General features: G+C 68.9%; 19 protein-coding genes. 15 read left to right on the top strand and 4 right to left on the bottom strand.

Annotation, left to right across the window (positions count from 1 at the left end; all coding sequences use genetic code 11):
- The first annotated feature begins 5 nt into the window (after window positions 1-5).
- From minC to FHU13_RS15580, 7 genes are all read left to right on the top strand, one after another.
- Entirely contained in the window at window positions 6-746 is a 741-nt protein-coding gene (minC, locus tag FHU13_RS15610; RefSeq protein WP_183436777.1) for a septum site-determining protein MinC, read from the top strand.
- 263 nt (window positions 747-1,009) lie between these two features.
- A complete protein-coding gene (locus FHU13_RS15605; protein WP_183436776.1) occupies window positions 1,010-1,990 on the top strand; it encodes an ABC transporter substrate-binding protein in 981 nt (326 codons plus the stop codon).
- A gap of 12 nt (window positions 1,991-2,002) precedes the next feature.
- Window positions 2,003-2,824 carry an ABC transporter permease gene (locus FHU13_RS15600; RefSeq protein WP_183436775.1) on the top strand — a complete coding sequence of 274 codons (822 nt, stop codon included), beginning with the start codon at window positions 2,003-2,005 and terminating at the stop codon, window positions 2,822-2,824.
- Window positions 2,825-2,832: 8 nt separating this feature from the next.
- Window positions 2,833-3,723, top strand: a complete 891-nt coding sequence (locus FHU13_RS15595) for an ABC transporter ATP-binding protein (RefSeq protein WP_183436774.1) — start codon at window positions 2,833-2,835, stop codon at window positions 3,721-3,723.
- A 236-nt stretch (window positions 3,724-3,959) separates the two neighbouring features.
- On the top strand, window positions 3,960-5,834 hold the full coding sequence (locus FHU13_RS15590) for an ATP-binding protein (protein ID WP_183436773.1): 1,875 nt from the start codon (window positions 3,960-3,962) through the stop codon (window positions 5,832-5,834).
- Window positions 5,824-7,182, top strand: coding sequence for a sigma-54-dependent transcriptional regulator (locus FHU13_RS15585; RefSeq protein WP_183436772.1), 1,359 nt, complete (start codon window positions 5,824-5,826; stop codon window positions 7,180-7,182). Before FHU13_RS15590 ends, FHU13_RS15585 begins: the two co-directional genes overlap by 11 nt.
- 28 nt (window positions 7,183-7,210) lie before the next feature.
- On the top strand, window positions 7,211-8,041 hold the full coding sequence (locus FHU13_RS15580) for a 3-keto-5-aminohexanoate cleavage protein (protein WP_183436771.1): 831 nt from the start codon (window positions 7,211-7,213) through the stop codon (window positions 8,039-8,041).
- A 99-nt stretch (window positions 8,042-8,140) separates the two neighbouring features.
- Here the strand turns inward: FHU13_RS15580 and FHU13_RS15575 are convergent, their stop codons facing one another.
- Together FHU13_RS15575 and FHU13_RS15570 are read right to left on the bottom strand one after the other, a co-directional pair.
- Window positions 8,141-8,767 carry an HdeD family acid-resistance protein gene (locus tag FHU13_RS15575; RefSeq protein WP_183436770.1) on the bottom strand — a complete coding sequence of 209 codons (627 nt, stop codon included), beginning with the start codon at window positions 8,765-8,767 and terminating at the stop codon, window positions 8,141-8,143.
- A gap of 620 nt (window positions 8,768-9,387) precedes the next feature.
- Window positions 9,388-9,531, bottom strand: a complete 144-nt coding sequence (locus FHU13_RS15570; RefSeq protein WP_183436769.1) for a hypothetical protein — start codon at window positions 9,529-9,531, stop codon at window positions 9,388-9,390.
- A gap of 420 nt (window positions 9,532-9,951) precedes the next feature.
- Here FHU13_RS15570 and map point away from each other — a divergent pair, with 420 nt between their 5' ends.
- A complete protein-coding gene (map, locus tag FHU13_RS15565; protein WP_183436768.1) occupies window positions 9,952-10,704 on the top strand; it encodes a type I methionyl aminopeptidase in 753 nt (250 codons plus the stop codon).
- 12 nt (window positions 10,705-10,716) lie between these two features.
- Here map and FHU13_RS15560 read toward each other — a convergent pair whose 3' ends face one another.
- Window positions 10,717-11,145 carry a TIGR01244 family sulfur transferase gene (locus FHU13_RS15560; protein WP_183436767.1) on the bottom strand — a complete coding sequence of 143 codons (429 nt, stop codon included), beginning with the start codon at window positions 11,143-11,145 and terminating at the stop codon, window positions 10,717-10,719.
- Between the two features lie 245 nt (window positions 11,146-11,390).
- Between FHU13_RS15560 and FHU13_RS15555 the strand changes: the two genes are divergently transcribed.
- From FHU13_RS15555 to FHU13_RS15545, 3 genes are all read left to right on the top strand, one after another.
- Complete coding sequence (locus tag FHU13_RS15555; protein ID WP_183436766.1) at window positions 11,391-11,768, top strand: restriction endonuclease; 378 nt, start codon at window positions 11,391-11,393, stop codon at window positions 11,766-11,768.
- Window positions 11,769-12,150: 382 nt separating this feature from the next.
- The gene (locus FHU13_RS15550; protein WP_183436765.1) at window positions 12,151-13,305 is read left to right on the top strand and encodes an acyltransferase family protein; all 1,155 of its coding nucleotides are present in this window, start codon (window positions 12,151-12,153) and stop codon (window positions 13,303-13,305) included.
- 98 nt (window positions 13,306-13,403) lie between these two features.
- The gene (locus FHU13_RS15545; RefSeq protein ID WP_183436764.1) at window positions 13,404-13,631 is read left to right on the top strand and encodes a DUF3606 domain-containing protein; all 228 of its coding nucleotides are present in this window, start codon (window positions 13,404-13,406) and stop codon (window positions 13,629-13,631) included.
- Window positions 13,632-13,654: 23 nt separating this feature from the next.
- Here FHU13_RS15545 and FHU13_RS15540 read toward each other — a convergent pair whose 3' ends face one another.
- The gene (locus FHU13_RS15540; protein ID WP_183436763.1) at window positions 13,655-14,071 is read right to left on the bottom strand and encodes a flagellar biosynthesis repressor FlbT; all 417 of its coding nucleotides are present in this window, start codon (window positions 14,069-14,071) and stop codon (window positions 13,655-13,657) included.
- Between the two features lie 203 nt (window positions 14,072-14,274).
- Here FHU13_RS15540 and FHU13_RS15535 point away from each other — a divergent pair, with 203 nt between their 5' ends.
- The 4 genes from FHU13_RS15535 to FHU13_RS15520 all read left to right on the top strand — a co-directional run bounded on the left by FHU13_RS15535 (window position 14,275) and on the right by FHU13_RS15520 (window position 21,229).
- Window positions 14,275-15,474 (top strand): flagellin, encoded by a 1,200-nt coding sequence (locus FHU13_RS15535; RefSeq protein WP_183436762.1) that lies wholly within the window; start codon window positions 14,275-14,277, stop codon window positions 15,472-15,474.
- Between the two features lie 181 nt (window positions 15,475-15,655).
- Window positions 15,656-16,855, top strand: a complete 1,200-nt coding sequence (locus FHU13_RS15530) for a flagellin (protein WP_183436761.1) — start codon at window positions 15,656-15,658, stop codon at window positions 16,853-16,855.
- Window positions 16,856-17,079: 224 nt separating this feature from the next.
- Window positions 17,080-20,118, top strand: coding sequence for a penicillin-binding protein 1A (locus tag FHU13_RS15525; RefSeq protein WP_183436760.1), 3,039 nt, complete (start codon window positions 17,080-17,082; stop codon window positions 20,116-20,118).
- A gap of 49 nt (window positions 20,119-20,167) precedes the next feature.
- Window positions 20,168-21,229 (top strand): hypothetical protein, encoded by a 1,062-nt coding sequence (locus tag FHU13_RS15520; protein WP_183436759.1) that lies wholly within the window; start codon window positions 20,168-20,170, stop codon window positions 21,227-21,229.
- Window positions 21,230-21,349 lie beyond the last annotated feature (120 nt).

Genomic DNA, 21,349 nt, shown 5'->3' with positions numbered 1-21,349 from the left:
CGCCCGTGACCGACCGTCCCCCGATCCGCTTCCGCGGCCGCTCCTTCCTGGCGATGGTGCTGGCCCCCGTGCCGCCGGTCGACCAGTGGCTCGCCGAACTCGACGCCCTGAAGCAGCGCGCGCCCGCCTTCTTCTCGGTGCGGGCGATCATCCTCGACGTGACCGGCCTGCGCTTCGAGCGCTCGGACCTCGCCCATCTCTGCGAGGAGCTGAACCGGCGTTCGATCACCATCCTCGGCATCGAGGGGATCGGCCCGACCTCGCTCGGTCCCGGCTTCCCGCCGCCGCTGGTGGGCGGCAAGCCGGTCGAGGACATCACTCCCCCTGAACCCGGTACCGCGTCAGCCGCTCTCGCCGAGGCGCCTGCGGCCCAGGCTTCCGCCCCGGCACTGGTCGTGCCCGCGAGCCCGCCCCGGCCGCGCTCCTTCGTCCTCGACGCACCGGTGCGCTCGGGGCAGGTGATCCAGCACCTCGAAGGCGACGTGACCGTGCTCGGCTCGGTCGCCTCCGGCGCGGAGGTGATCGCGGGCGGCTCGATCCACGTCTACGGCGCCCTGCGCGGCCGGGCGATCGCCGGCGCGGTAGGCGATCCCGGCGCGCGCATCCTCACCCGAAAATTCGAGCCGGAACTCATCGCCATCGACGGTCTTTACAAGACCGCCGACGATCTCGGCGGAACACGCTGGGGCCAGACGGTGCAGGCCCGGCTCGAAGGGGATGCGATCGTCCTCGTGCCGCTCGACTGACGGCGTCGTTTCGGCGGGCACGGCCCCCGTGATTCCTTCCATCATGAGCCCGGGCCGGCGGCGATTCTTCGCCGGCCCATCGGTCGAAGCGGCGGAAAACCGCCACCTTCCGAGCTGGTCATGGTCCGGCCGATCGTTAAAAACTCTTTCGCTACAATCGATTGTAGGAAGGCGGGCGCGTCCTGCATGCCTGGCATGCGCTCTGCAAAGGCGATGGGGCCATCCGCACCGGCCGCAGAGCCGGGCCATCCGGGAGAAGCCCCTTGCTCGAACGCCTTCATCTCACGCGTCGCCGTTTCGCCGTGCTCGCCGCCGCGAGCGCTGCCTTGCTCGCGCCGCTCCCGCTCTCCGCGCAGGAGGTGGTCCGCGTCGGCAACCTCAAGCTCGCCCACTTCGCCGGCGTCTCCTACGTCAAGGAGATCGCCAAGAACTGCGGCATCACCGTCGATCTCAAGATCTTCGCCAAGGGCCCGGACATCATGCAGGCGATGCTCGCCGGCGAACTCGATGTCGGCGCCACCGCCTCCGAGGCGGTGATTTCGGCCCGCGGCAACGGCGCGCCCGTCTACATCGTCGGCGGCTTCGCCAAGGGCGGAGCCCGGCTGCTGGCGACCCCGGAATCCGGCATCAAGTCGGCGGCCGACCTCAAGGGCAAGAAGGTCGGCGTCACCCGCGGCTCGATCCAGGAGGTGCTGCTCGGCGCCGAGATGGCCAAGCACGGCCTCAAGGCCCGCGACGTCAACCTGATCTATCTCGGCTATCCGGACCTGAACCAGGCGCTGCTGCAGAAGCAGGTCGACGCGATCATGCAGACCGAGCCGCAATCGGCCCAGGCCATCGCCCGGGGCTTCGGCGTCGAGGTGATCAAGCCCTACGACACCCCGGTCGGCTCGCCGATCCGCACGCTGGTGATGACGGAAAAATTCTACAACGAGAAGAAGCCGGCCGCGGCCAAGTTCATGGAGTGCTTCGTCAAGGCCCAGAAGACGTTCATGGACGATCCGAAGGCCGCGGAGACCTTCGTCACGCAGGACGTGTTCAAGGGCCAGCTCACGGGACCTGAGTTCCAGGATGCGCTCGCCAACTCGCCCTACACCCTGGAGATGAGCGCCGACCACATCCAGAAGACGACCGACGTGATGGCCGAGCACGGCATCGGCAAGATGTCGAAGCCCGCCAAGGCCGTCGATTGGGTGAAGCTCGACCTGCTGGAGGCGGCCAAGGCGGCCGTCGGCACGAACTGAGGAGGGGCTCCGATGAACGCCTCCCGTCTCAAGCCTCTGACCGAGGGCCTCGCGGTTCCCATCGCCGTCCTCGTGATCTGGCAGCTCGCCTGCATGGCCGGGCTCGTCAACCCGATGGTGCTGCCCTCGCCCGCCGCGGTCGCGGTGCGCTGGTGGGCCTATCTCGCGCCGCTCGAAGCCTATGACCCGGCGCATGGCTCCTGGTTCGCGTGGCTGTTCTCCGGTGAGATGCTGCACGACGCGCTCGCCTCGCTCTACCGCGTCGTCGTCGGCTTCCTCGTAGGCGCCGGGCTGGCCCTGCCGCTCGGCCTGTTCATGGGGACGAGCGACCTGATCTACCGCCACATCAACCCGTTGATGCAGGTGCTGCGGCCGATTCCGCCGATCGCCTATATCCCGCTCTCGATCCTGTGGTTCGGGCTCGGCAACGCGCCGGCCGTGTTCCTCATCGCCATCGGCGCGTTCTTTCCCGTGCTGATGAACACCATCGCGGGCGTGCGGCACGTGGACGGCATCTACATCCGCGCCGCCCGCAGCTTAGGGGCCCGCCGGATGACGATCTTCCGGCGGGTCATCCTGCCGGCGGCCACCCCCTACATCCTGTCGGGGGCTCGCATCGGCATCGGCACTGCCTTCATCGTGGTGATCGTGGCCGAAATGATCGCGGTCAATAACGGTCTCGGCTTCCGCATCCTGGAGGCACGCGAGTATTTCTGGTCCGACAAGATCATCGCCGGGATGCTGACTATCGGCGCCCTCGGCCTGCTGATCGACATGGGCGTGAGCCGCCTGAACAACCACCTGCTCCGCTGGCATCGCGGCCTGGAATCGTGAGGTCCCCCATGTCCGTGCAGCCGCATCCCATCGACGCCGTCACGCAGGACGCCGTCCCGGTCACCGGGCCGGCCGCCCCGTCTCTGGCCGCCGCCCCGTCTCACGCCTCTTCGCACATCGTCGTCACCGGCGTTGACAAGGTCTTCCCCGTCCCCGGCGGCGAGGTCGTCGCCCTGAAGGACATCGACCTCACCATCAACCGCGGCGAGTTCGTCTGCCTCCTCGGCCCCTCCGGCTGCGGGAAGTCGACCCTGCTCAACGCCATCGCCGGCTTCTCCCACCCGACCCGCGGCGGTATCACCGTTGAGGGCCGCACGGTTGCCGAGCCCGGTCCCGACCGGGGCATGGTGTTCCAGGAATACGCGCTGTTTCCCTGGATGAGCGTGGCGCAGAACATCGCCTTCGGTCTCGAGATCAAGGGCATGGGCCGCGCCGCGATCGACGCGCGGGTGGCCGAACTCCTCGACATGCTCAAGCTCGCCGAGTTCCGCGACCGCTTCCCCAAGGACCTGTCCGGTGGCATGCGCCAGCGGGTGGCCATCGCCCGCGTGCTGGCGCTGGACAGCCCGGTGATGCTGATGGACGAGCCCTTCGGTGCGCTCGACGCCCTGACCCGCCGGTCGCTTCAGGACGAGCTTCTCCGCATCTGGGCGGCGACGGGCAAGACCATCGTGTTCGTCACCCACTCGATCGAGGAATCGATCTATCTGGCCGACCGCATCGTGGTGCTGACCTACCGTCCGGGCACGATCAAGCGCGACATTCGGGTCGAGCTGCCGCGCCCGCGCGACAGCGCCTCGGCCGCCTTCAACGCCCTGAAGCGCGACCTCTCCGCCCTCGTCACTGCCGAGCAGCACCGCTTCGAGCAGGTGGAGATGAAGGGGCTGACGACGGATTGAGTCCTTTCGGACGGGGCCGCCGCGTTGGCGGCTTCTTTCCACCGCCGTAATCCCGTTCAACTCCTCATCCTGAGGTGCCCGCGTCAGCGGGCTTTGACGGATCCTCCAGATCCCGCGCGATCCCTCGAACACCCTTCGCGGTCTCCGCTTCGCTCCCACATCTCAGGATGAGGAGGGGGAATGGGATCGGCCTTCCCTGAGACCCGTTTGAGCAGGTCGGCACGAACCGAATCACCATGCCCTTCCCTCGCGCCGCGGTCGCGCGTGCCCTCGTCCTCGCCGCGCTGGCAGTCGCCGCCGTCTTCGCCGTTCTGAAAGCGGGTGACGTGACGGAGGCCCGCGTGGCGGAGAGCCTCGCCGGCGATGCCCGCCAGCGGGCGGAGATCTACGCGCAGAGCCTGGAGGGCGCCATCGAGCGCTTCGGTTTCTTGCCCGCGGCGGCGGCGCTCGACCCACGGGTGCGGGCGTTGCTGGCCGCGCCGAACGATCCGGCGCAGGTCGCCACCGTCAACGCCTATCTCAAGACCCTGAGCGGCGAGGCGGGAGCCGGTGTCGTCTACCTGCTGATCCCCTCCGGCCTGACCATCGCCGCCTCGAACTGGGACACGCCCCAGACCTATGTCGGCCAGGATTTTTCCTACCGGCCCTACTTCACGGAAGCGCGCGGCGGGCGGGTCGGGCGGTTCTACGCCATCGGCACGCTCACCGGCGTGCCCGGCTACTTCATCAGCGCCCCCGTGGTCATCGACGGCGCGGTGCGCGGCGTGGTGGCGACCAAGGTCAGCCTCGATTCGATGGAGACGATCTGGCGCGAAGGCACCGACCGCGTGCTTGTGGCCGACGAGAACGGCATCGTCTTCCTCGCCTCCGATCCCGCCCTCAAGTTCCGCGCGACGAAGCCGCTCGAGACCGCCGCCCGCGCGCGCATGGAGCGGACGCGCCAGTACGGGCGCGACGACTACGCCCAGATCGATCTCGGCCGGACGGAACGGGTGGGCGGGGTGCCGCTGGTCAGCCGGTCGGAGGCGGCGCCGCAGGGCCGCGCGCTGTTCGAGCAGCAGGCTTTGCCGGCCTATGGCTGGACCCTGCTGCTCTTCGCCGACGCCGCGCCGGTGGCTCTTGCCGGGCGCAGCGCGCGGATCGGCGCGATCCTGGCATTGGTCGTGCTTGGCCTGATCGGTCTCTACGGGAGCCAGCACCTGCGGCGCGTGCGCGAGAACCGCGCGGCGCAGCGCGAGCTGGAGGCTAAGGTTGCGGCCCGCACCGCCGATCTGAGCGCCGCGAATCTCAGGCTCGCAGGCGAGATCGAGGAGCGCAGCCGCGCCGAGAGCGACCTCCGGGAGATGCAGGGCGAACTGGTCCAGGCCGCCAAGATGGCTACGCTCGGGCAGATGGCGGCCGGCATCACCCACGAGCTGAACCAGCCGCTCGCCGCCCTGCGGGGCTTGGCCGACAATGCCTCAGCCTTCCTGCGGCAGGGGCGGGAGGCGGAGGTTGCCGCCAACCTGACCCGCATCGTCTCCCTGGTGGACCGGCTCGGCAAGATCACCGGCCAATTGCGCAGCTTCTCCCGCCGCTCGGGGACCGAGCGCGTCGCGGTCGATGTCGGCATGGCCGTCTCGGAGAGCCTCGCGATCCTGTCCTCCCGCATCCGCGACGCGGGGGCGCGGGTCACGACCGATCTCGATCCGGCGGCGCAGTGGGTGGTGTTCGAGCCGATCCGCCTGTCGCAGGTGCTGATCAACCTCGTCGGCAACGCCCTCGACGCGGTCAAGGGCCGCCCGGGCGCGGAGGTCGCGGTGCGCGCCTGGGCCGGAGAGGGACACGTCGTGCTCAGCGTCGAGGATAACGGGCCGGGCCTCGACGCGGCGGAGCTCAACCGCATCTTCGATCCGTTCTTCACCACCAAGCCGGCGGGGGAGGGGCTCGGCCTCGGCCTGCCGATCTCGCTCGCCATCGCCCGCGAATTCGGCGCGACGCTCCAGCCCCGGCCGATGGCCGGCGGCGGCCTCGCCTTCGATCTCGTGATGGACGTGGCGGGGGAGAAGGTAGAGGAGACGGCCGGGACGCTTCCGGAGAGGATGCGCCGGAGGAGACACCATGCTTCCTGAAGCCGAGCCGACCTCCGCCCCGCGGGTCGTGCTGATCGACGACGAGGAGATGGTCCGCCTCGCCATGGAGCAGGCGCTCCAGCTCGCCGGCTTCGCCGTCGAGGCCTTCGGAAGCGCCGAGGCAGCCCTGCCGGCGATCGGCCGCGATTTTTCCGGGGTGGTTGTCAGCGACGTGCGCCTGCCGGGCAGCGACGGGCTCGCCCTGCTCGCCGACATCCGCCGCCGCGACGCCGAGCTGCCGGTGGTGCTGGTCACCGGCCACGGCGACATCGCCATGGCCGTCGCCGCCATGCGCGAGGGTGCCTATCACTTCATCGAAAAACCCTTCGTCAACGATGCCTTCGTTGAGGTGGTCCGGCGCGCCCTGGAGAAGCGGGCGCTGGTGATGGAGAACCGTCGCCTGCGCGACGCCCTCGGCCGCGGCGACGCGCGCGAGGGGGCGGTGGAGCGCTGCCTCGTCGGCCCCTCGCCGGCGATGCGCCGCCTGCGCGAGGACGTCGCCGCGCTCAGCTCCGCCGCCGCCGACGTGCTCGTGCTCGGCGAGACCGGAGCCGGCAAGGAGCAGGTCGCCCGCGCCCTGCACGAGGGCGGGGCGCGGGCGGCCAAGCCCTTCGTGGCGATCAATTGCGGCGCCATCCCCGAGAGCATGTTCGAGAGCGAGATGTTCGGCCACGAGGCCGGCGCCTTCACGGGAGCGGGCAAGCGCCGCATCGGCAAGGTCGAGCATGCCAGCGGCGGCACGCTGTTCCTCGACGAGGTCGAGAGCATGCCGCTGGCGCTGCAGGTGAAGCTCCTGCGCGTGCTCCAGGAGCGGCGCGTGGAGCGGCTCGGCTCCAACACCAGCGTGCCGGTGGACCTGCGGGTGGTCGCCGCCACCAAGGAGGATCTCGACGCGCTCTCGGACGCCGGCCATTTCCGCCGCGACCTGTACTTTCGCCTCAACGTGGTGACGCTGACCCTGCCGCCCCTGCGCGAGCGGCGCGAGGATATCCCGCTCCTGTTCGAGCTGTTCCTCGTCCAGGCGGCGGTGAAGTACCAGCGCCCGGTGATCGAGGTGCCGCCCTCCTTGCGCCGCTCGCTGATGCTGGCCGATTGGCCGGGCAACGTGCGCGAACTCAAGAACGCCGCCGAGCGGGCCGTTCTCGGCTTCCTCAGCCCAGATCTGGCCGGCGGCGCCGACGCGGCCCCGGGGCTCGACGCCCTGCTCGATCGGGTGGAGCGCCTCGTCATCGAGGACGCGCTCAAGGCCTCCGGCCAGCGCATCGCCGAGGCCGCTCGCGCACTGGGCCTGCCGCGCAAGACGCTCTCCGATCGCATGCGGCGTCTGGGCCTGAGCGCGGGCGAGTAGATTTCCTCTCGAACAAGAGACCGAACCTGTGACGCAAGACGCCGGCTGGCCGCCGCTCATCCTCGCCAACGCCCCCAACGGCGCCACCCGCACCAAGGCCGACCATCCGGCTCTGCCGATCACGGAAAGCGAGATCGCCCGCACCGCCGCCGAGATCGCGGAGGCTGGTGCCGCCCTGATCCACGTCCATGTCCGCGATGTGCAGGGCCGCCACCTGCTCGACGCCGAGGCCTACCGTGCGGTCACCGCGGCGATCCGCGCCGAGGTGGGTGAGCGCCTCGTGGTGCAGATCACCTCGGAAGCCGCGGGACGCTACGAGGCGCCGGAGCAGATGGCGGTGGTGCGCGCGACGCGCCCCGAAGCGGTGTCGCTGGCGCTACGCGAGATCGTGCCGGACGCGGGGGCCGAGCCCGCAGCGGCCGAGTTCTTTTCGTGGGCGCGGCGCGAGCACGTCCTCCTCCAGATCATCCTCTACGAGGCCGCCGAAGTGACCCGCTACGTCGCGCTCAAACGCCGCGGCGTATTCGGGGAGGGCGGGGATTTCCCGCTCTTCGTGCTGGGCCGCTACACCCCCGGTCAGGTCTCGCGGCCCGCCGACCTGCTGCCCTTCCTCGCCGTGGCCGGCGAGGGGCCGCCGCTCTGGGCGATCTGCGCCTTCGGCCCTCGCGAAAATGCCTGCGCTCTCGTCGCGGCGGGTCTGGGCGGCCATGTGCGCGTCGGCTTCGAGAACAGTCTGCTCGCCCCTGACGGCCGCTCGGCCGAGAGCAACGCCGCCCAGATCCGCCGCGTCGCCGAGGGCGCATGCCTGCTCGGACGCCCGCTTGCCGACGCCGACACCGCGCGGGCGATGATGGCCTGACCGTTTCCGAGCTCCCCTGCGCTGTGTGCCGGCTGTGAGAGACACTGAGGGCAGCCCGAGGCATGCCCGATCGTGGGTCGGGCACGGTGGCGGGAGGGGTCAAGGACGCCCCGTCGCCGCGTGTCGGGAGCGCAGTCGGAAGCCGAGGATCAACAGCATCACGCCGAAGGCCAAGGCGTAGGCGCCGAGCCACCACGTCAGCACCAGCGCCGACATGCCGGGATTGATCAGGAGCACGATCCCGAACAGCACCGAGACGATGCCGCCGAGGCCCAGCCACCAGCGTCCGTAATGCGGGTGGAGGCGGAAGGCCGCCGCGATCATCAGTCCGCCGGAGAGGAGGGCCCAGGCCGCGACGAGCAGCACGAAGGCCCAGACCGCCGCCGCCGGCACGAGGAAGGCCGCGACGCCCACCACGATGTCGAGCAGGCCTTCGAGCAACAGGAAGCCCCAGCGCTCGTGGCGCTGCGCCGCCCGCACCGCGGCAACGATGCCGAAGATGCCGTCGACCAGCATGTAGGCCGAGAAGAAAAGCACCAGCGAGAGCACGAAGGCGCCCGGCGCCACGAAGGCGATGACTCCGAACAGGATGGCGAGGAGGCCGCGCAGGGCCACGAGCCACCAGTTGCGGGCCAGCACGGCGCTCATCGCATCGAGGTGCGCGGGTCCGGTCGGTGGCACGCCGGACGGACTCGTCGCCCCGGACACGTTGGATGATCCAGCCATCGACCACACTCCTCCGCCAAGTTCGGGCGCCAAGTTCGGGCGTCAGGTTATCGGCGCCGAGGACGGGCACCGAGCACGGGCCGGCCGATGGTGCAGCCGGGCCGCCTCGCCCGCAAGCGAACACCCCATCTCTGCCGCAACGCAGCGTCGCGCCTCACGTTCCAGAACCTTACGTTCCAGAAGTTGTGTCTGAAGTTGTGCCGGCGCTGTTGCGTGCCCTCCTAGGTCGCTGGTTGTCGCCACGCTCGCGGCGCGCGGGATGGAACTTCAATCCCGTTCGGGTCTTCTGCAGCCGAGGCGGGTACACCCGAGGCTTGGCTCCGTTGGATCGGTCCTCTTTCGGCGCTTTCCCTCGATGCTTGACGATCAGCGGCAGGCCAAGCCGGGCGATGGATTCAATCGTCCGACTCAGGCCCGTGGGGGCGGCCCCGATCGAGGCAGATCCGGCGATGAGGGCCAAGCTTCCTACGGGCCGGACCAGGAGGACGACGACAGCCGCCTGGGCGTCCTGCGGCGACACCCCCGGTGGTTCGTCCTCGGCGATGTGGCCGTGCTGGCCCTGGGCGTTGCCGGCTATCTCTACTGGCTCTACTGGTTGATCCACCTGCATCCCTACGAGTTCAGGCGGCGCAGGCCTCGATCCAGCCGTCGCAATCCTCGACCTCGACCCTGGAACAGCGCCAAGCCTCGCCGGCCAGCGCCCGAGCGAACGTGGTCGCCGCCCAGAAGCAGATCGACTTGCTCCAGGCCGAGCGCGCCAGCACCGAGGCGCAGCGTGCCCAGGCCGAGGCCCAGCGCGATCAAGCCCGGCTCAACCTCGGCTACACGACGGTGCGGGCCGCGCAGGCCGGCCTACCAGCAGGCCCTATCCCAGGCGACGTGCTGCTTCGAGTAGCACGGCTTCGCCGGCCCCGACGCGCAGAACCAAGCGATCGCCTGGATCGGCCGGCAACTCGCGACGCAGGTCGCCTGCTGGGCCTATATCGACGTGTTCTGGGTGCTGGCCGTGCTCACCGCCTGACTCGTGCCGCTGGCGCTCATCCTGAAGAAGGTGAAGCACGGCGGCGCGACGGCGGCACAGGTAGCCGCACCGAGACGCTGGCCGCGCCGCGGTTTCGCCAAGCTCGGCAAAGATGGCACAAGCGCCCGGCCAGAGCCGCTCCGGCCGTGCGAGGGGACGCGACATGACGGTGTCGAACGACGACGAGTTGGCTGGCCTGAAGCGGATCGGGCGCATCGTGGCCGACACGCTGGCGGTCATGGGGAGGGCGATCGAGCCCGGCATGACCACGCGCGAGCTCGATCGCGTCGGACGGGCCTTCCTGGAGGCGGCCGGCGCGCGCTCGGCGCCGGAGACGGTCTACGCCTTCCCCGGCGCGACCTGCATCAGCATCAACGAGGAGATCGCCCACGGCATCCCGGGCGAGCGCCGGATCGAACCGGGCGACTTGGTCAATATCGACGTGTCGGCCGAGAAGGACGGCTACTTCTCCGATACGGGCGCCTCCTTCGCCGTGCCGCCGGTGACGCGCGCGGTCGAGCGGCTGTGCAAGGATGGGCGCCGGGCGATGTGGACGGGCCTGCGTCAGGTCGGCGCCGGCAAGCCTCTCTCGGGCATCGGCCGGGCGGTGGGCACCTTCGCCCAAAAGAACGGCTACACGCTGGTGCGCAACCTCGCGAGCCACGGGGTCGGCCTGTCGCTGCACGAGGAGCCGACCGAGATCGCGACTTGGCCCGATCCGTCCGAGCGCCGGATCATGCAGGACGGCATGGTGCTGACGGTCGAGCCGTTCCTGTCGCTGGGCGCCGACTTCGCCGAGGACGGCGACGATCCCTGGACGCTCTACAGCCGGCCGAACGCCCTCACGGTGCAATACGAGCACACCGTCGTCGCCACCCGCAACGGGCCGCTGATCCTCACCGTGCCGGGGCAGTAGCGGCCGTTCCGCTCAGCCCGCATTCGCATCGAGCCAGCGCTCGGCGCCGGTGAGGTCGTAGCCGTGGCGGGCGCCGTAGGCCGCCACCTCGTCGCGCCGGAGGCGTCCGGCGAGCACTTCGCCGATTGCCCAGAGCGTCAGCGAGCGCGTGCCGCTGCGGCAATGGGCGACGACCGGGCCCGGCGCCGCCTCGACCGCCGCGTGGAAGCGCTCCACCGCCTCGCGGCTGAGGGTGGGGCCCGTCACCGGCAGGTCGAGGTAGCGCAGGCCCGCCGCCTCCGCTGCCGCGCGCTCGGCCGCCGCGCCGGGTTGGCCCGGCTCCTCGCCATCGGGGCGGTTGTTGATGAGGAGGCTCACACCCTCAGCCCCCAGCGCCTCGATCTCCGCGAGGCTCGGCTGATGCGCGACGGTGAGCTTGGAGTCGATGGTCGTCCGCTTCATGCCGCTCGCCCCTGGTGCCGCTGGCCTGTGGTGCACCGTGCCCTCAGGGGTAACCTGCCCCCTTCGCCGCAACAAGGCGCAGGCGCGGCAGGACCTCTGGGGCAGGACGCGGTGTGATCCTTGGGGCTTCGAGCCGGTGGAGCGTCGGAGGCGCACGTGACGCAGGGCAAAGGCGGGAGCCGCGCAGTCACTCCGGCCGTTTCTTTGGCGCCCGGAGAAGCCGGAGCGTTGAACGGAGAGACGGGGTGGTGGGGCGGCGCTCCCGTCGTTGGCGCGACGCGGATCCGGAGACGCACGGACCGAAGCCGGCGGGCATGCCGGTCTGTCCGCTCTGCGAGCGCCCGATTCCGGCGCATGCCCGCCAGAGCCTGCACCACCTCACGCCGAAGCTGAAGGGCGGCACCCACGGAGCGACCGTCCGGCTCCATCAGATCTGCCACTCGGCGATCCATGCGCGCTACAGCGAGGCCGAGATCGCCCGCAGGCTGGCCGAGGTCGAAGCCCTGCGCGACGATCCCGAGATCGCCCGCTTCCTGGAGTGGGTGCGCGGTAAGCCCGACGACTTCCACGCTCCCACGCGCATGACCCGGGCACGACGCGGCGATGGGAGTCTGCGGCGATAGGAGCGAGACCCGATCGGCTTGATGAGGCCAGGGGAGGGCGGTTCGCGGCCACGGCCGACGCGGCCACCTGTGCCAATTCCTTGTCGAGCCTCGCGATAGCGCGTTCCAGCGCCGACGTAACCGAATGGTGAACGGACTTCGTGCGCGGCAGCGTCCGAAAGCTCTTGAGGCGAGAGCAACGTCTCGCACGATCAAGGCGAGCGCGGCGTCATCCCGGCGTACCGCCTGTTTCAGGCGAGCCGACGGCCAATATTGGGAAATGTTCCGGCCGTCTTGCCGAGCTGTTAACCGCGCGGCGCGAACGCCGGGCGACGCTCGCGGGCGCTTAACCCTCGGGTGCCAAAGTCGAGGCTCGATCCCGTCCGCACGAGGCCCGCCCGCCATGACCGCAGCGTCCAAAGCGGCAACCCGCCCCCTACGCCCGCTTCCCGAGGAAGCCGCCCGGCTCGCTTGGGTCGATGTCGCCAAGGGCCTGTGCATCATCCTCGTCGTGATGATGCATTCGACGCTCGGCACCGGCGAGGCCCTGGGCGGCGAAGGCTTCCTGCACGAGGTCGTCGAATTCGCCAGGCCGTTCCGGATCCCCGACTTCTTCCTGCTCTCGGGGCTCTTCCTCGGACGGGTGATCGATCGCGATTGGCGTCTGTTCGCGGATCGGCGCGTGGTCCACTTCGCTTATTTCTACGCGCTCTGGGTGGTGATCCAGTCGCTGTTCAAGGCCGGGTCGATCGTCGCCGGTGCGGAGGGCCTATCGGCGCAGCTCGCCGCCTTCGGCTGGCACTTCGCCGAGGCGCTCGTGGTGCCCTACTCGACGCTGTGGTTCGTCTACCTGCTCGCCGTGTTCTCGGTGATGACGAAGCTGCTCCACCGCCGGGTGCCGCCGGCCCTGCTGCTCGTCGCGGCAGCCCTGCTGCAGATCCTGCCGACGAGCGGCCTGCCCGAACTCCTGGACGAGTTCTGCGAGCGCTACGTTTACTTCCTGGGCGGCTACCTCTTCGCCGAGTGGATCTTCCGCTTCGCCGACCGGGTGCGCGAGCGCGCGGGCTTGGCGCTCGCGGGTCTTGCCGTGTGGGCGGTGATGGAGGCGGTGTTCGTGTTCACGCCCACGGGCATCGAGGGATTGCCGACGCTTGCGCGCCTGCCGGTGGTCAGCCTCGGGCTCGGCACGGTCGGTGCACTTGCCATCGTCGCCTTCGCCGCGCTGATGACCCGCGCGGGCGGGCCGGTGACCGCCGCCCTGCGCGCCTGCGGCGAGCGCTCCATCGTGATCTATCTCGGCTTCTTCCTGCCGATGGCGCTCACCCGCACCCTGATCGTCAAGTTCAACGGGGTTCAGCCCGATCTCGCCCTCGAGGTGGGGCTCGCGAGCCTCGTCGTCACCGCCGCCGCGGTCACGGTGCCGCTCGCCTTCGAGCGGCTGGTGCGCGGCACGCGCCTGGATTTCCTGTTCCGGCGCCCGGCCGCCTTCCACATCGCGCCCGCCCCGGCCTCCCCACCGCGCCTGCGGTCCGGGCCGGTGGCCCCGCGCGAGGCGTGAACCGAAGGGCCCGGCTTCCGGAACCATCCCGCCCCACTCGCCGGTTTGTCCGTGTTGACCCGCTTGCCGTTGCGGGCGCGATCGGAAGGGACCGGAAGATGGTGCAGGAAGCGTCCGACGAGGGACATGCCGAGGGGCACGCAGCGAGCGGCGATCCCGCCCAGGTGGTGCTCGACGCGCCGCGCGACCGTGCCTACTGGGCACGCCGGTTCGAGGTCTCGGTCGAGCAGGTGCAGGCGGCGGTCGAGGCGGTCGGCTCCGACGCGGCCCGAGTTGCCGCCCATCTCGGCAAGCCCTGGCCCTACGAGAAGAGCGGCATCGTCTGAAAAGCCGTCGCGAAGAGCGCTGCTCAGCCCTGCGGCGCGCCCGCATCGAGGCTCGCCTCCAGATGGTCGAGGAGCTGGCGCTCGTAGGCGATCAGCTCACGCCCGCGCTTGATCGCGCGGTGATATTGCTGCGCCGAGAGTTCGTCCTGGATCGCGAGGATGTAGGTCGCCATGCTCGGCGACGCCTTCATGATCTCCGTGGCTTGGCGCACGAACAGATCCTCGGCCTCCGGCGGGTTATCGGCGAGGTAGATGAACTGGAGCGTGACGCAGAGCCGCTTGGCGGCGGTGTCGGCCTCGGTCTCGGTGATGATTTCGCTCTCGCGCAGGAACTTGCACTGGTTCTCGATCACGAAGGTCGATCGCCGGTCGCCGTTGCGGATCAACGCGCCGTTGATGATCAGCCGCTCCTGAGGCTTCAGTTCGATGCGCAGAGCCATGGTGAATAAATCCTTGCGTGGGCAAAACGAAGCAAAGGCCGCGAATTTCTCTTAACCATGATCGCAGGGCTTTTCGCTCTGCTTGCGTTTGATGGGCGAAAGCCCATGAATCCGGTGGTCGGATTAAGGTCTCGGCAAGGCGCGGGGTGGAGGGTCCGTGTGTCGCCAAAAGGGCGGCATCAAGACCCACAAGGATCGCCCCCATGTCCTCCGGCATCACGCTTTCGTCCGCCACCCGTCAGAACCTGCTCTCGCTGCAGGACACCTCGTCGCTGACGGCGACCACCCAGAACCGCCTCGCCACCGGCCTCAAGGTTTCCTCCGCCCTCGATAGCCCCGTCAACTTCTTCACCGCGCAGAACCTGTCGAACCGCTCGACCGATCTGGGCGGCCTGCTCGACGGTATCTCGAACGGCGTCCAGGCGATCCAGGCTGCCAACCAGGGCATCACCTCGATCCAGAAGCTGATCGACTCGGCGAAATCCACCGCCAATCAGGCGCTGTCGACGCAGATCACGACGACCGGCACCGCGGGCACCGACTTCACTGCTCCTACCGCCACCACCAGCGTGACCTTCTTCGTCAACGGCACGAGCAAGACGGCGAGCATCGCCAGCACCGACACGATCGACACGGCCATCTCCACGCTCAACACGCAGGCCGGCTCGACGATGTTCTCGAAGGATACGACCGGCAAGAAGATCGTGCTGAACGCCAGCGCAGCGGTCGAGTTCGCCTCCACGGCCGGTCAGACGGCGCTCGGCTTCGCTGCCGGTTCAACCAGCGCCGCCACGACCGCTAAGTACGGCAGTGGCAATGATGTCGTGACTTCGGGCTCTAACCTGACCATCGCGGGCGTAGACACCCGCAAGAAGCTGGCCGAGCAGTACAACAGCCTGCTGACCCAGATCACGCAGCTCGCCAAGGATTCGAGCTTCAACGGCACCAACCTGATCAGCAACGGCGATCCGTCGAACAAGCTGCACATCGCCTTCAACGAGAAGGATACGTCGAACCTCGACGTTCAGGGCCAGGACCTGACGGCCGACGGCCTCGACCTCGACTCGATCACCGGCAATTCCGGTGCGACCGCGGATGGCAAGGGCAACTTCCTGCTCGATGACGACATTAAGGGAACGCTGACCAGCCTGACGGCGGGTTCCGACACCCTGCGCACGGCAAGCTCGACCTTCGGCTCGAACCTCTCCGTCGTGCAGAACCGGCAGAGCTTCTCGAAGAACCTGATCAACGTGCTCGATACCGGCGCGGCGAACCTGACCAACGCCGACCTCAACCTGGAGGCCGCCAACTCTCAGGCGCTCTCGACCCGCCAGTCGCTGGGCATCTCGGCACTCTCGCTCGCCAACCAGGCACAGCAGAGCATCCTCCAGCTCCTGCGCTGATCTGCAGGCAGCAGGCGGAACGCCAAGGAAAAGCACGGTCGGGGCTCACGCTCCGACCGTTTTTCGTTCCGGGATCAAGAAATCTCGCGTCGGGAAGGGGTCGTTAACGCTAAAGAAACCCGAGACATGGTGAATTAACCGTAATGCCGGATCAGTATCGATCTGAACGGGGTTGTTACCCATGTCTTCCAGCGTCACGCTTTCCGCCGCCACCCGTCAGAACCTGCTCTCGCTGCAGGACACCTCGGCGCTGACGGCCACTACCCAGAACCGGCTGGCGACGGGACTGAAGGTTTCGTCCGCCCTCGACAATCCGGTCAACTTCTTCACTGCGCAGTCCTTCAACAGCCGTTCGGGCGATCTCAATTCGCTGCTCGACTCGATCTCGAACGGCATCCAGACGATCCAGGCGGCCAACCAGGGCATCACCTCGATCCAGAAGCTGATCGATTCGGCGAAATCCACCGCCAACCAAGCGCTGTCGACGCAGATCACGACGACCGGCACTGCGGCCAACGATTTCGCCGCCAACACCTCTGCCGCGACCACTGTCGTCTTCTACGTCAACGGCACGAGCAAGACGGCGACCATCGCCACCAGCTCCACGATCGATGCGGCCATCACCGCACTCAATACGCAGGCCGGTTCGACGATGTTCTCGAAGGACACGACCGGCAAGAAGATCGTGCTGAATGCGAGCTCGGCGGTCGAGTTCGCCACGACGGGCGGCCAGACCGCATTGGGCTTCGCCGCCGGGACGGGGACCGCCTCGACAGCCAAGTACGGTACCGGTAACGACGTAGCGAGCGCCAGCTCCAATCTGACCACTTCTGGCGTAGAGACACGCAACAAGCTGGCTGAACAGTACAACAGCCTGCTGATCCAGATCACGCAGCTCGCCAAGGATTCGAGCTTCAACGGCGTGAACCTGATCAGCAACGGCGATCCGTCGAACAAGCTGCACATCGCCTTCAACGAGCGGGACACGGCCAACCTCGACGTCCAGGGCCAGGATCTGACGGCGGATGGCCTCGATCTCGATCCCATCACCGGCAATTCCGGTGCGACCGCGGATGGCAAGGGCAACTTCCTGCTCGACGCCGACATCAAGGGCACGCTCGCCGGCCTCACCGGCGCCTCCGACACCCTGCGCACGGCGAGTTCGACCTTCGGCTCGAACCTCTCCGTCGTGCAGAACCGGCAGGACTTCACCAAGCGGCTCGTCAACATCCTCGATACCGGCGCGTCGAACCTGACCAACGCCGACCTCAACGAGGAGGCAGCCAACTCGCAGGCGCTCTCGACCCGCCAGTCGCTGGGCATCTCGGCGCTGTCGCTCGCCAATCAGGCGCAGCAGGGTATCCTCCAGCTCCTGCGCTGAGGCAGGCTGAATGTGAGGGCCGGCCGCGACGGCAGGCTTCGGGGGCGATCGCACGACGCGGTCGCCTCTTTTCGTCGTCGGGCCCGCCGTCCGCACCCGCCCGCGGCGCATCCCCGTCCCGTCGCGTCCGCGCGAGCGCGTCCATAAATCAGCCGCGTTGTGCACGGCTCTATCGGTGCCGACACGCTGTCCGTCGCGTGCCGGCCAGGGTCCTCACACGCGCGATGAACGCCATCCTGATCAAGCTGTTCGCGACCGCGCTGACCCTGTCTCAGGTCACGACGCGGCCCGACGCAGTGCGGACCCAGTTCGACCCTGCCAAAGACGGCCCGGAGGTCGTGGCGATCCTGCGCGACGGCTGCGCCCACATGCGCAAGTCCTTCGACATCGAGGATATCAACCTCGACGAGTTGATCTCCACCGCCATGGAGGATCCGAGCGCGGTGGCCGGCGACAACGCGCCCAAGATCCTGCACGGGCTCGACATCACTGAGCTGAACACGAGCTACAAGCAGTTCTGCAAGGGCGAGAGCCCGGCCAATTCTCCCTTCGAGGCGGGGGCGGTGATCGCCTTCTACAACAACGCCGTGAAGGACCTGCCCTCGGCCGAGGCCCTGCGCGACATCAAGCTTCCCAGCGCCAGCGTGATCCTCGACGGGGCGGGCAAGCCGTTCTCCGAGACCTTCGAGGCCCGCGGTCGGCGCCTCGTGGTGCCGATCAGCGCGGTGCCGGACCTCGTGCAAAAGGCCTTCGTCGCAGCCGAGGACAAACGCTTCTATCAGCATCACGGTATCGACGAGCGCGGGGTGATCCGCGCCTTCATCGGCAACCTCGCCTCGCCGGGGCGGCCCGCCGGCGGCTCCACGATCACGCAGCAGGTGGTGAAGAACCTCTCGGTCGGCGACGACGTCACCTACGAGCGCAAGATCCGTGAGATGATCGTCGCCTCGCGCCTGGAACGGCTCCAAACCAAGCCGCAAATCCTCGGGCTCTACCTCAACGGGATCTATCTCGGCCGCGGCGCCTACGGCATCGAGATGGCCACACGCTCCTGGTTCGGGAAGTCGGTGGGCGCGCTCACGCTGCCCGAGGCCGCCCTGCTCGCCGGCCTGCCGAAGGGCCCGAACTACTACAGCCCCGACAAGTACCCCGAGCGGGCGCGGGAGCGCCGCGCCTACGTGCTCAGCCGAATGAAGGAAGAGGGCACGATCACCGAGGCGCAGATGACGACGGCGATGGCCTCCGACCTCGGCATCAAGCCGCCGGACGCTACACGCCAAGAATCCGGCTTCTACCTCGTCGATCACGTGGCCCGCGAGGCGCGCACCTTCGCCGGGCTCGAGTCGCTCACCAACGCGAGCTACACCGTGCGCGCCACGGTGAATGCCGGCCTGCAGAGCGCGCTGGAGGGCGCGCTGCAGGAGGGACTCGCGACCTACGAGCGCGGCACCGGCCGCGCCCGCTTCGAAGGGCCGGAGCTGAACCTCGCCGAGGCCGTGAAGCGGATCGAAGCCGCCGCGCCCGCGCCGGAGCCCGCGGCCGAGCCTTCGCCTCCCCCTGAGACGAAGAAGGGTGCCCGGAAGGCGGCTGCGGCGAAGGCACCGGCCAAGCCCGCCGTGCAACCAGCTTGGCAGCGCGCGCTCGTCTCCGCCCGGCCGCAGCTCTACGACGTGCGCTGGCCGCTCGCGGTGGTGCTTCAGACCGGCAAGAACGGCACGCGGGTCGGCCTTCCCGACGGCCGGGTCGCGAGCCTGGAGCCCGGACCGGCACGTGGAAAACTCCAGCTCTACGACGCGGTCAGGGTGCGACTGCGCGAGGGCAAGGGCAGCCCCCGCGCCGACCTGCGGGTGCGCCCCACCGTGCAGGGCGCCGCCATCGTGCTGGAGAACCGCACCGGCAAGATTTTGGCGATGAGCGGGGGATTCTCCTACCCCTTGAGCCAGCTCAACCGGGTGACGCAGACCGTGCGCCAGCCGGGCTCGACCCTGAAGCCCTTGACCTATCTCGCCGCGCTGAATGCGGGGCTCCAGCCCAATACCCTGGTGATGGACTCCGCGGTGACCCTGCCGCCGATCGGCGGAACTGGTGATTCATGGTCCCCAAAGAACTACGATGGGGGCGGCTCCGGCGCGACGACGATCCGGCGCGGTCTCGAATTCTCGAAGAACCTTGTCACCGCCCGCCTGCTCCAGGGCGGCATCGCAGCGAAGGCGCCCGACAGCCTGCAGCGGGTCTGCGACATCGCGCTGGAGGCACAGCTCTATGCCGAGTGCGAGCGCTACTATCCCTTCGTGCTCGGCGCCCAGCCGGTGCGGATGATCGATCTGGCGAGCTTCTACGCCGCCATCGCCAACGAGGGCGCGCGCCCGAGCGCCTACGCGCTGGAAGCGGTCGAGCGCGACGGCAAGCCGGTCTACGGCCACCCCGACAAGGCGCCGGTGCGGATCGGCTCGGCCGACCGCGTCGCCTTCTACCAGCTCAAGACCATGCTCCAGGGAGTGACCCAGCACGGCACGGCCGCGGCACTCGCTGGCATCTCGCCATACGTCGCGGGCAAGACCGGGACCTCGGAAAACGAGAACGACGCGTGGTTTGCCGGCTTCTCGAACGAAATCACGGTGGTGGTCTGGGCCGGCTACGACAACGCCGACGGCGTGCGCCGCACGCTCGGCCGGGGCCAGACGGGTGGTCACGTCTCGGTACCGATCGCCAGAGCCATCTTCCAGGCGGCCTGGGCCAACGGAGTGCCGCGCACCCCCCTCGCGCCGCCCTCGCCGGAGGCGAAGGCATTGATCGCCGACCTGCCGATCGATCCGCGCAGCGGCCAGCGCGTCGCGGGCGGCGGCTTCATCGAGCATTTCCGCCTCAAGGGGGGGCAGGTCGCCGACACGCAGTACGCGCTGGTGCCGCGCGACACGCTCTACGCCCTGCGCCCGGACGCGGAGGACGGCGATTACGGCAATGCCGAGGACGGGGCGGATGTCGCGGGCGACCTCTTCGGCAGCCTGCCGGGCGGGCGCCGGAGCACCGACGATCCCTTCGCTCAGCGCCGCAGCGCCGAAACGGATCCCGACCGGAATGCCGATCCTTGGGGCCTGCGCCGCGACCGGCGGGAGGAACCGCAGACCTGGCCCGGCCGCGACCGCTACGGGCAGGTCAACCCGGTGCCGTTCGGCTCGCCCTTCGACGACGAAGGCGATACCCGCACCCGCCAGCGCCGCCGCGATCCCGACTATCTGTTCGGCGACGACCCCGGCTACTGAGGCCGCACGCTTCGACGCCTTTCCCTCATCGACTCCTCCGAGGTCCGCTTTGCCCAGGCAGTTTCCGGCCGTCCTCTTCGTCGCGCTTGCGCTGGCCGTGCCGGTCCAGGCGCAGGAAGCGGCGAAAGATCTTCCGAAGCCCGCCGCCCTGGTCTCGGACCGGGTCAAGGACGTGCCGGCCCTGACTCCGGGCGATGCCGCGAGCCTCAAGCCGGGCACGGTCCTGTTCAGCGATCACCGTGAGCCGGCCTCGACCAACCCGGAGAGCGGGCTGATCGCTTTCGACGCGTGGCGGAAGAGCCGGCCGCAGGAGGCCGCGGCGCTGAGCCCCTGGCCCGGCTACACCGAGCCCGAATACACCCAGACCGTGAACGGGGTCGCCAAGCCGCGCCACGAAACCCTGAAGGTCTATGTCGCGGAAGGCCGCTTCGTCGTGGCCAAGCCGGCATCGGCCATCGACCTGTCGGCCTTCGCCAATCTCGACTTCCTAGCCAAGATGGACCCGGTGATCCGCCACAAGCGGCTCGACCCGGCGGAAGTGACACCGACCAAGGACCCGGCCGCCGCCTTCGCGAAGCGCCCCGACCGACCCTGGTGCGCGGCGGGCGGGGTTTGCATCGAGTCGCGCTACGATCTCGAGGGCAAGCTGCCGCTGGGCGTGAAACTCGCCAATAAGCTCGAACTCGGCACCTCGAAGAAGGTCGCGGAGTTCGTCTCGTTCCAGAGCGAGTTGCGCGTGCTGCCGCCGGCCGAGGCCGCGGGCCTCGCCGCGCTCACGAAGATCGACACCCCCGTGGCCGGCGGGCTCGAACAGACGATCTTCTGGGTCAACCAGATCCTGCGCTTCGGCAAGTTCCTCGCGGTGATGCAGCCGGCCCCGGACGACCCGAACCGGACCGTGGTGACGACCTACATGGCGCTGGCCATCAAGGCCGACGTGCTGGAGCGCAAGCAGGAATATGCCCGCGTGCCGGTGCTCAAGAACCTGCTGCCGGTGCAGGTGCTGATGGGCAATTCCTCATTCAACACCGGCACCTCGATCAGTGCGGGCGTGCCGACCTACGCCCGCAACCGCATCGTCGCCCTCGCCGATGCCCTGGCGAGGCGGTGACCCACGTCCGTCAGTGTCATCCACTCCTCACAAAACTGTGAGCAAGAGGGTAGCTGTCGCCGGAAAGGCACAGACATGTGCTGGTATATTGGATAAAGTACGACGACTCGTTCCTGAGAC

This window comes from Methylobacterium sp. R2-1, from assembly GCF_014191355.1.
In the GTDB taxonomy this organism is placed as follows: domain Bacteria; phylum Pseudomonadota; class Alphaproteobacteria; order Rhizobiales; family Beijerinckiaceae; genus Methylobacterium.
Note: the sequence above shows the minus strand (reverse complement) of the source record. Positions and strands in the feature narration are given on the sequence as shown.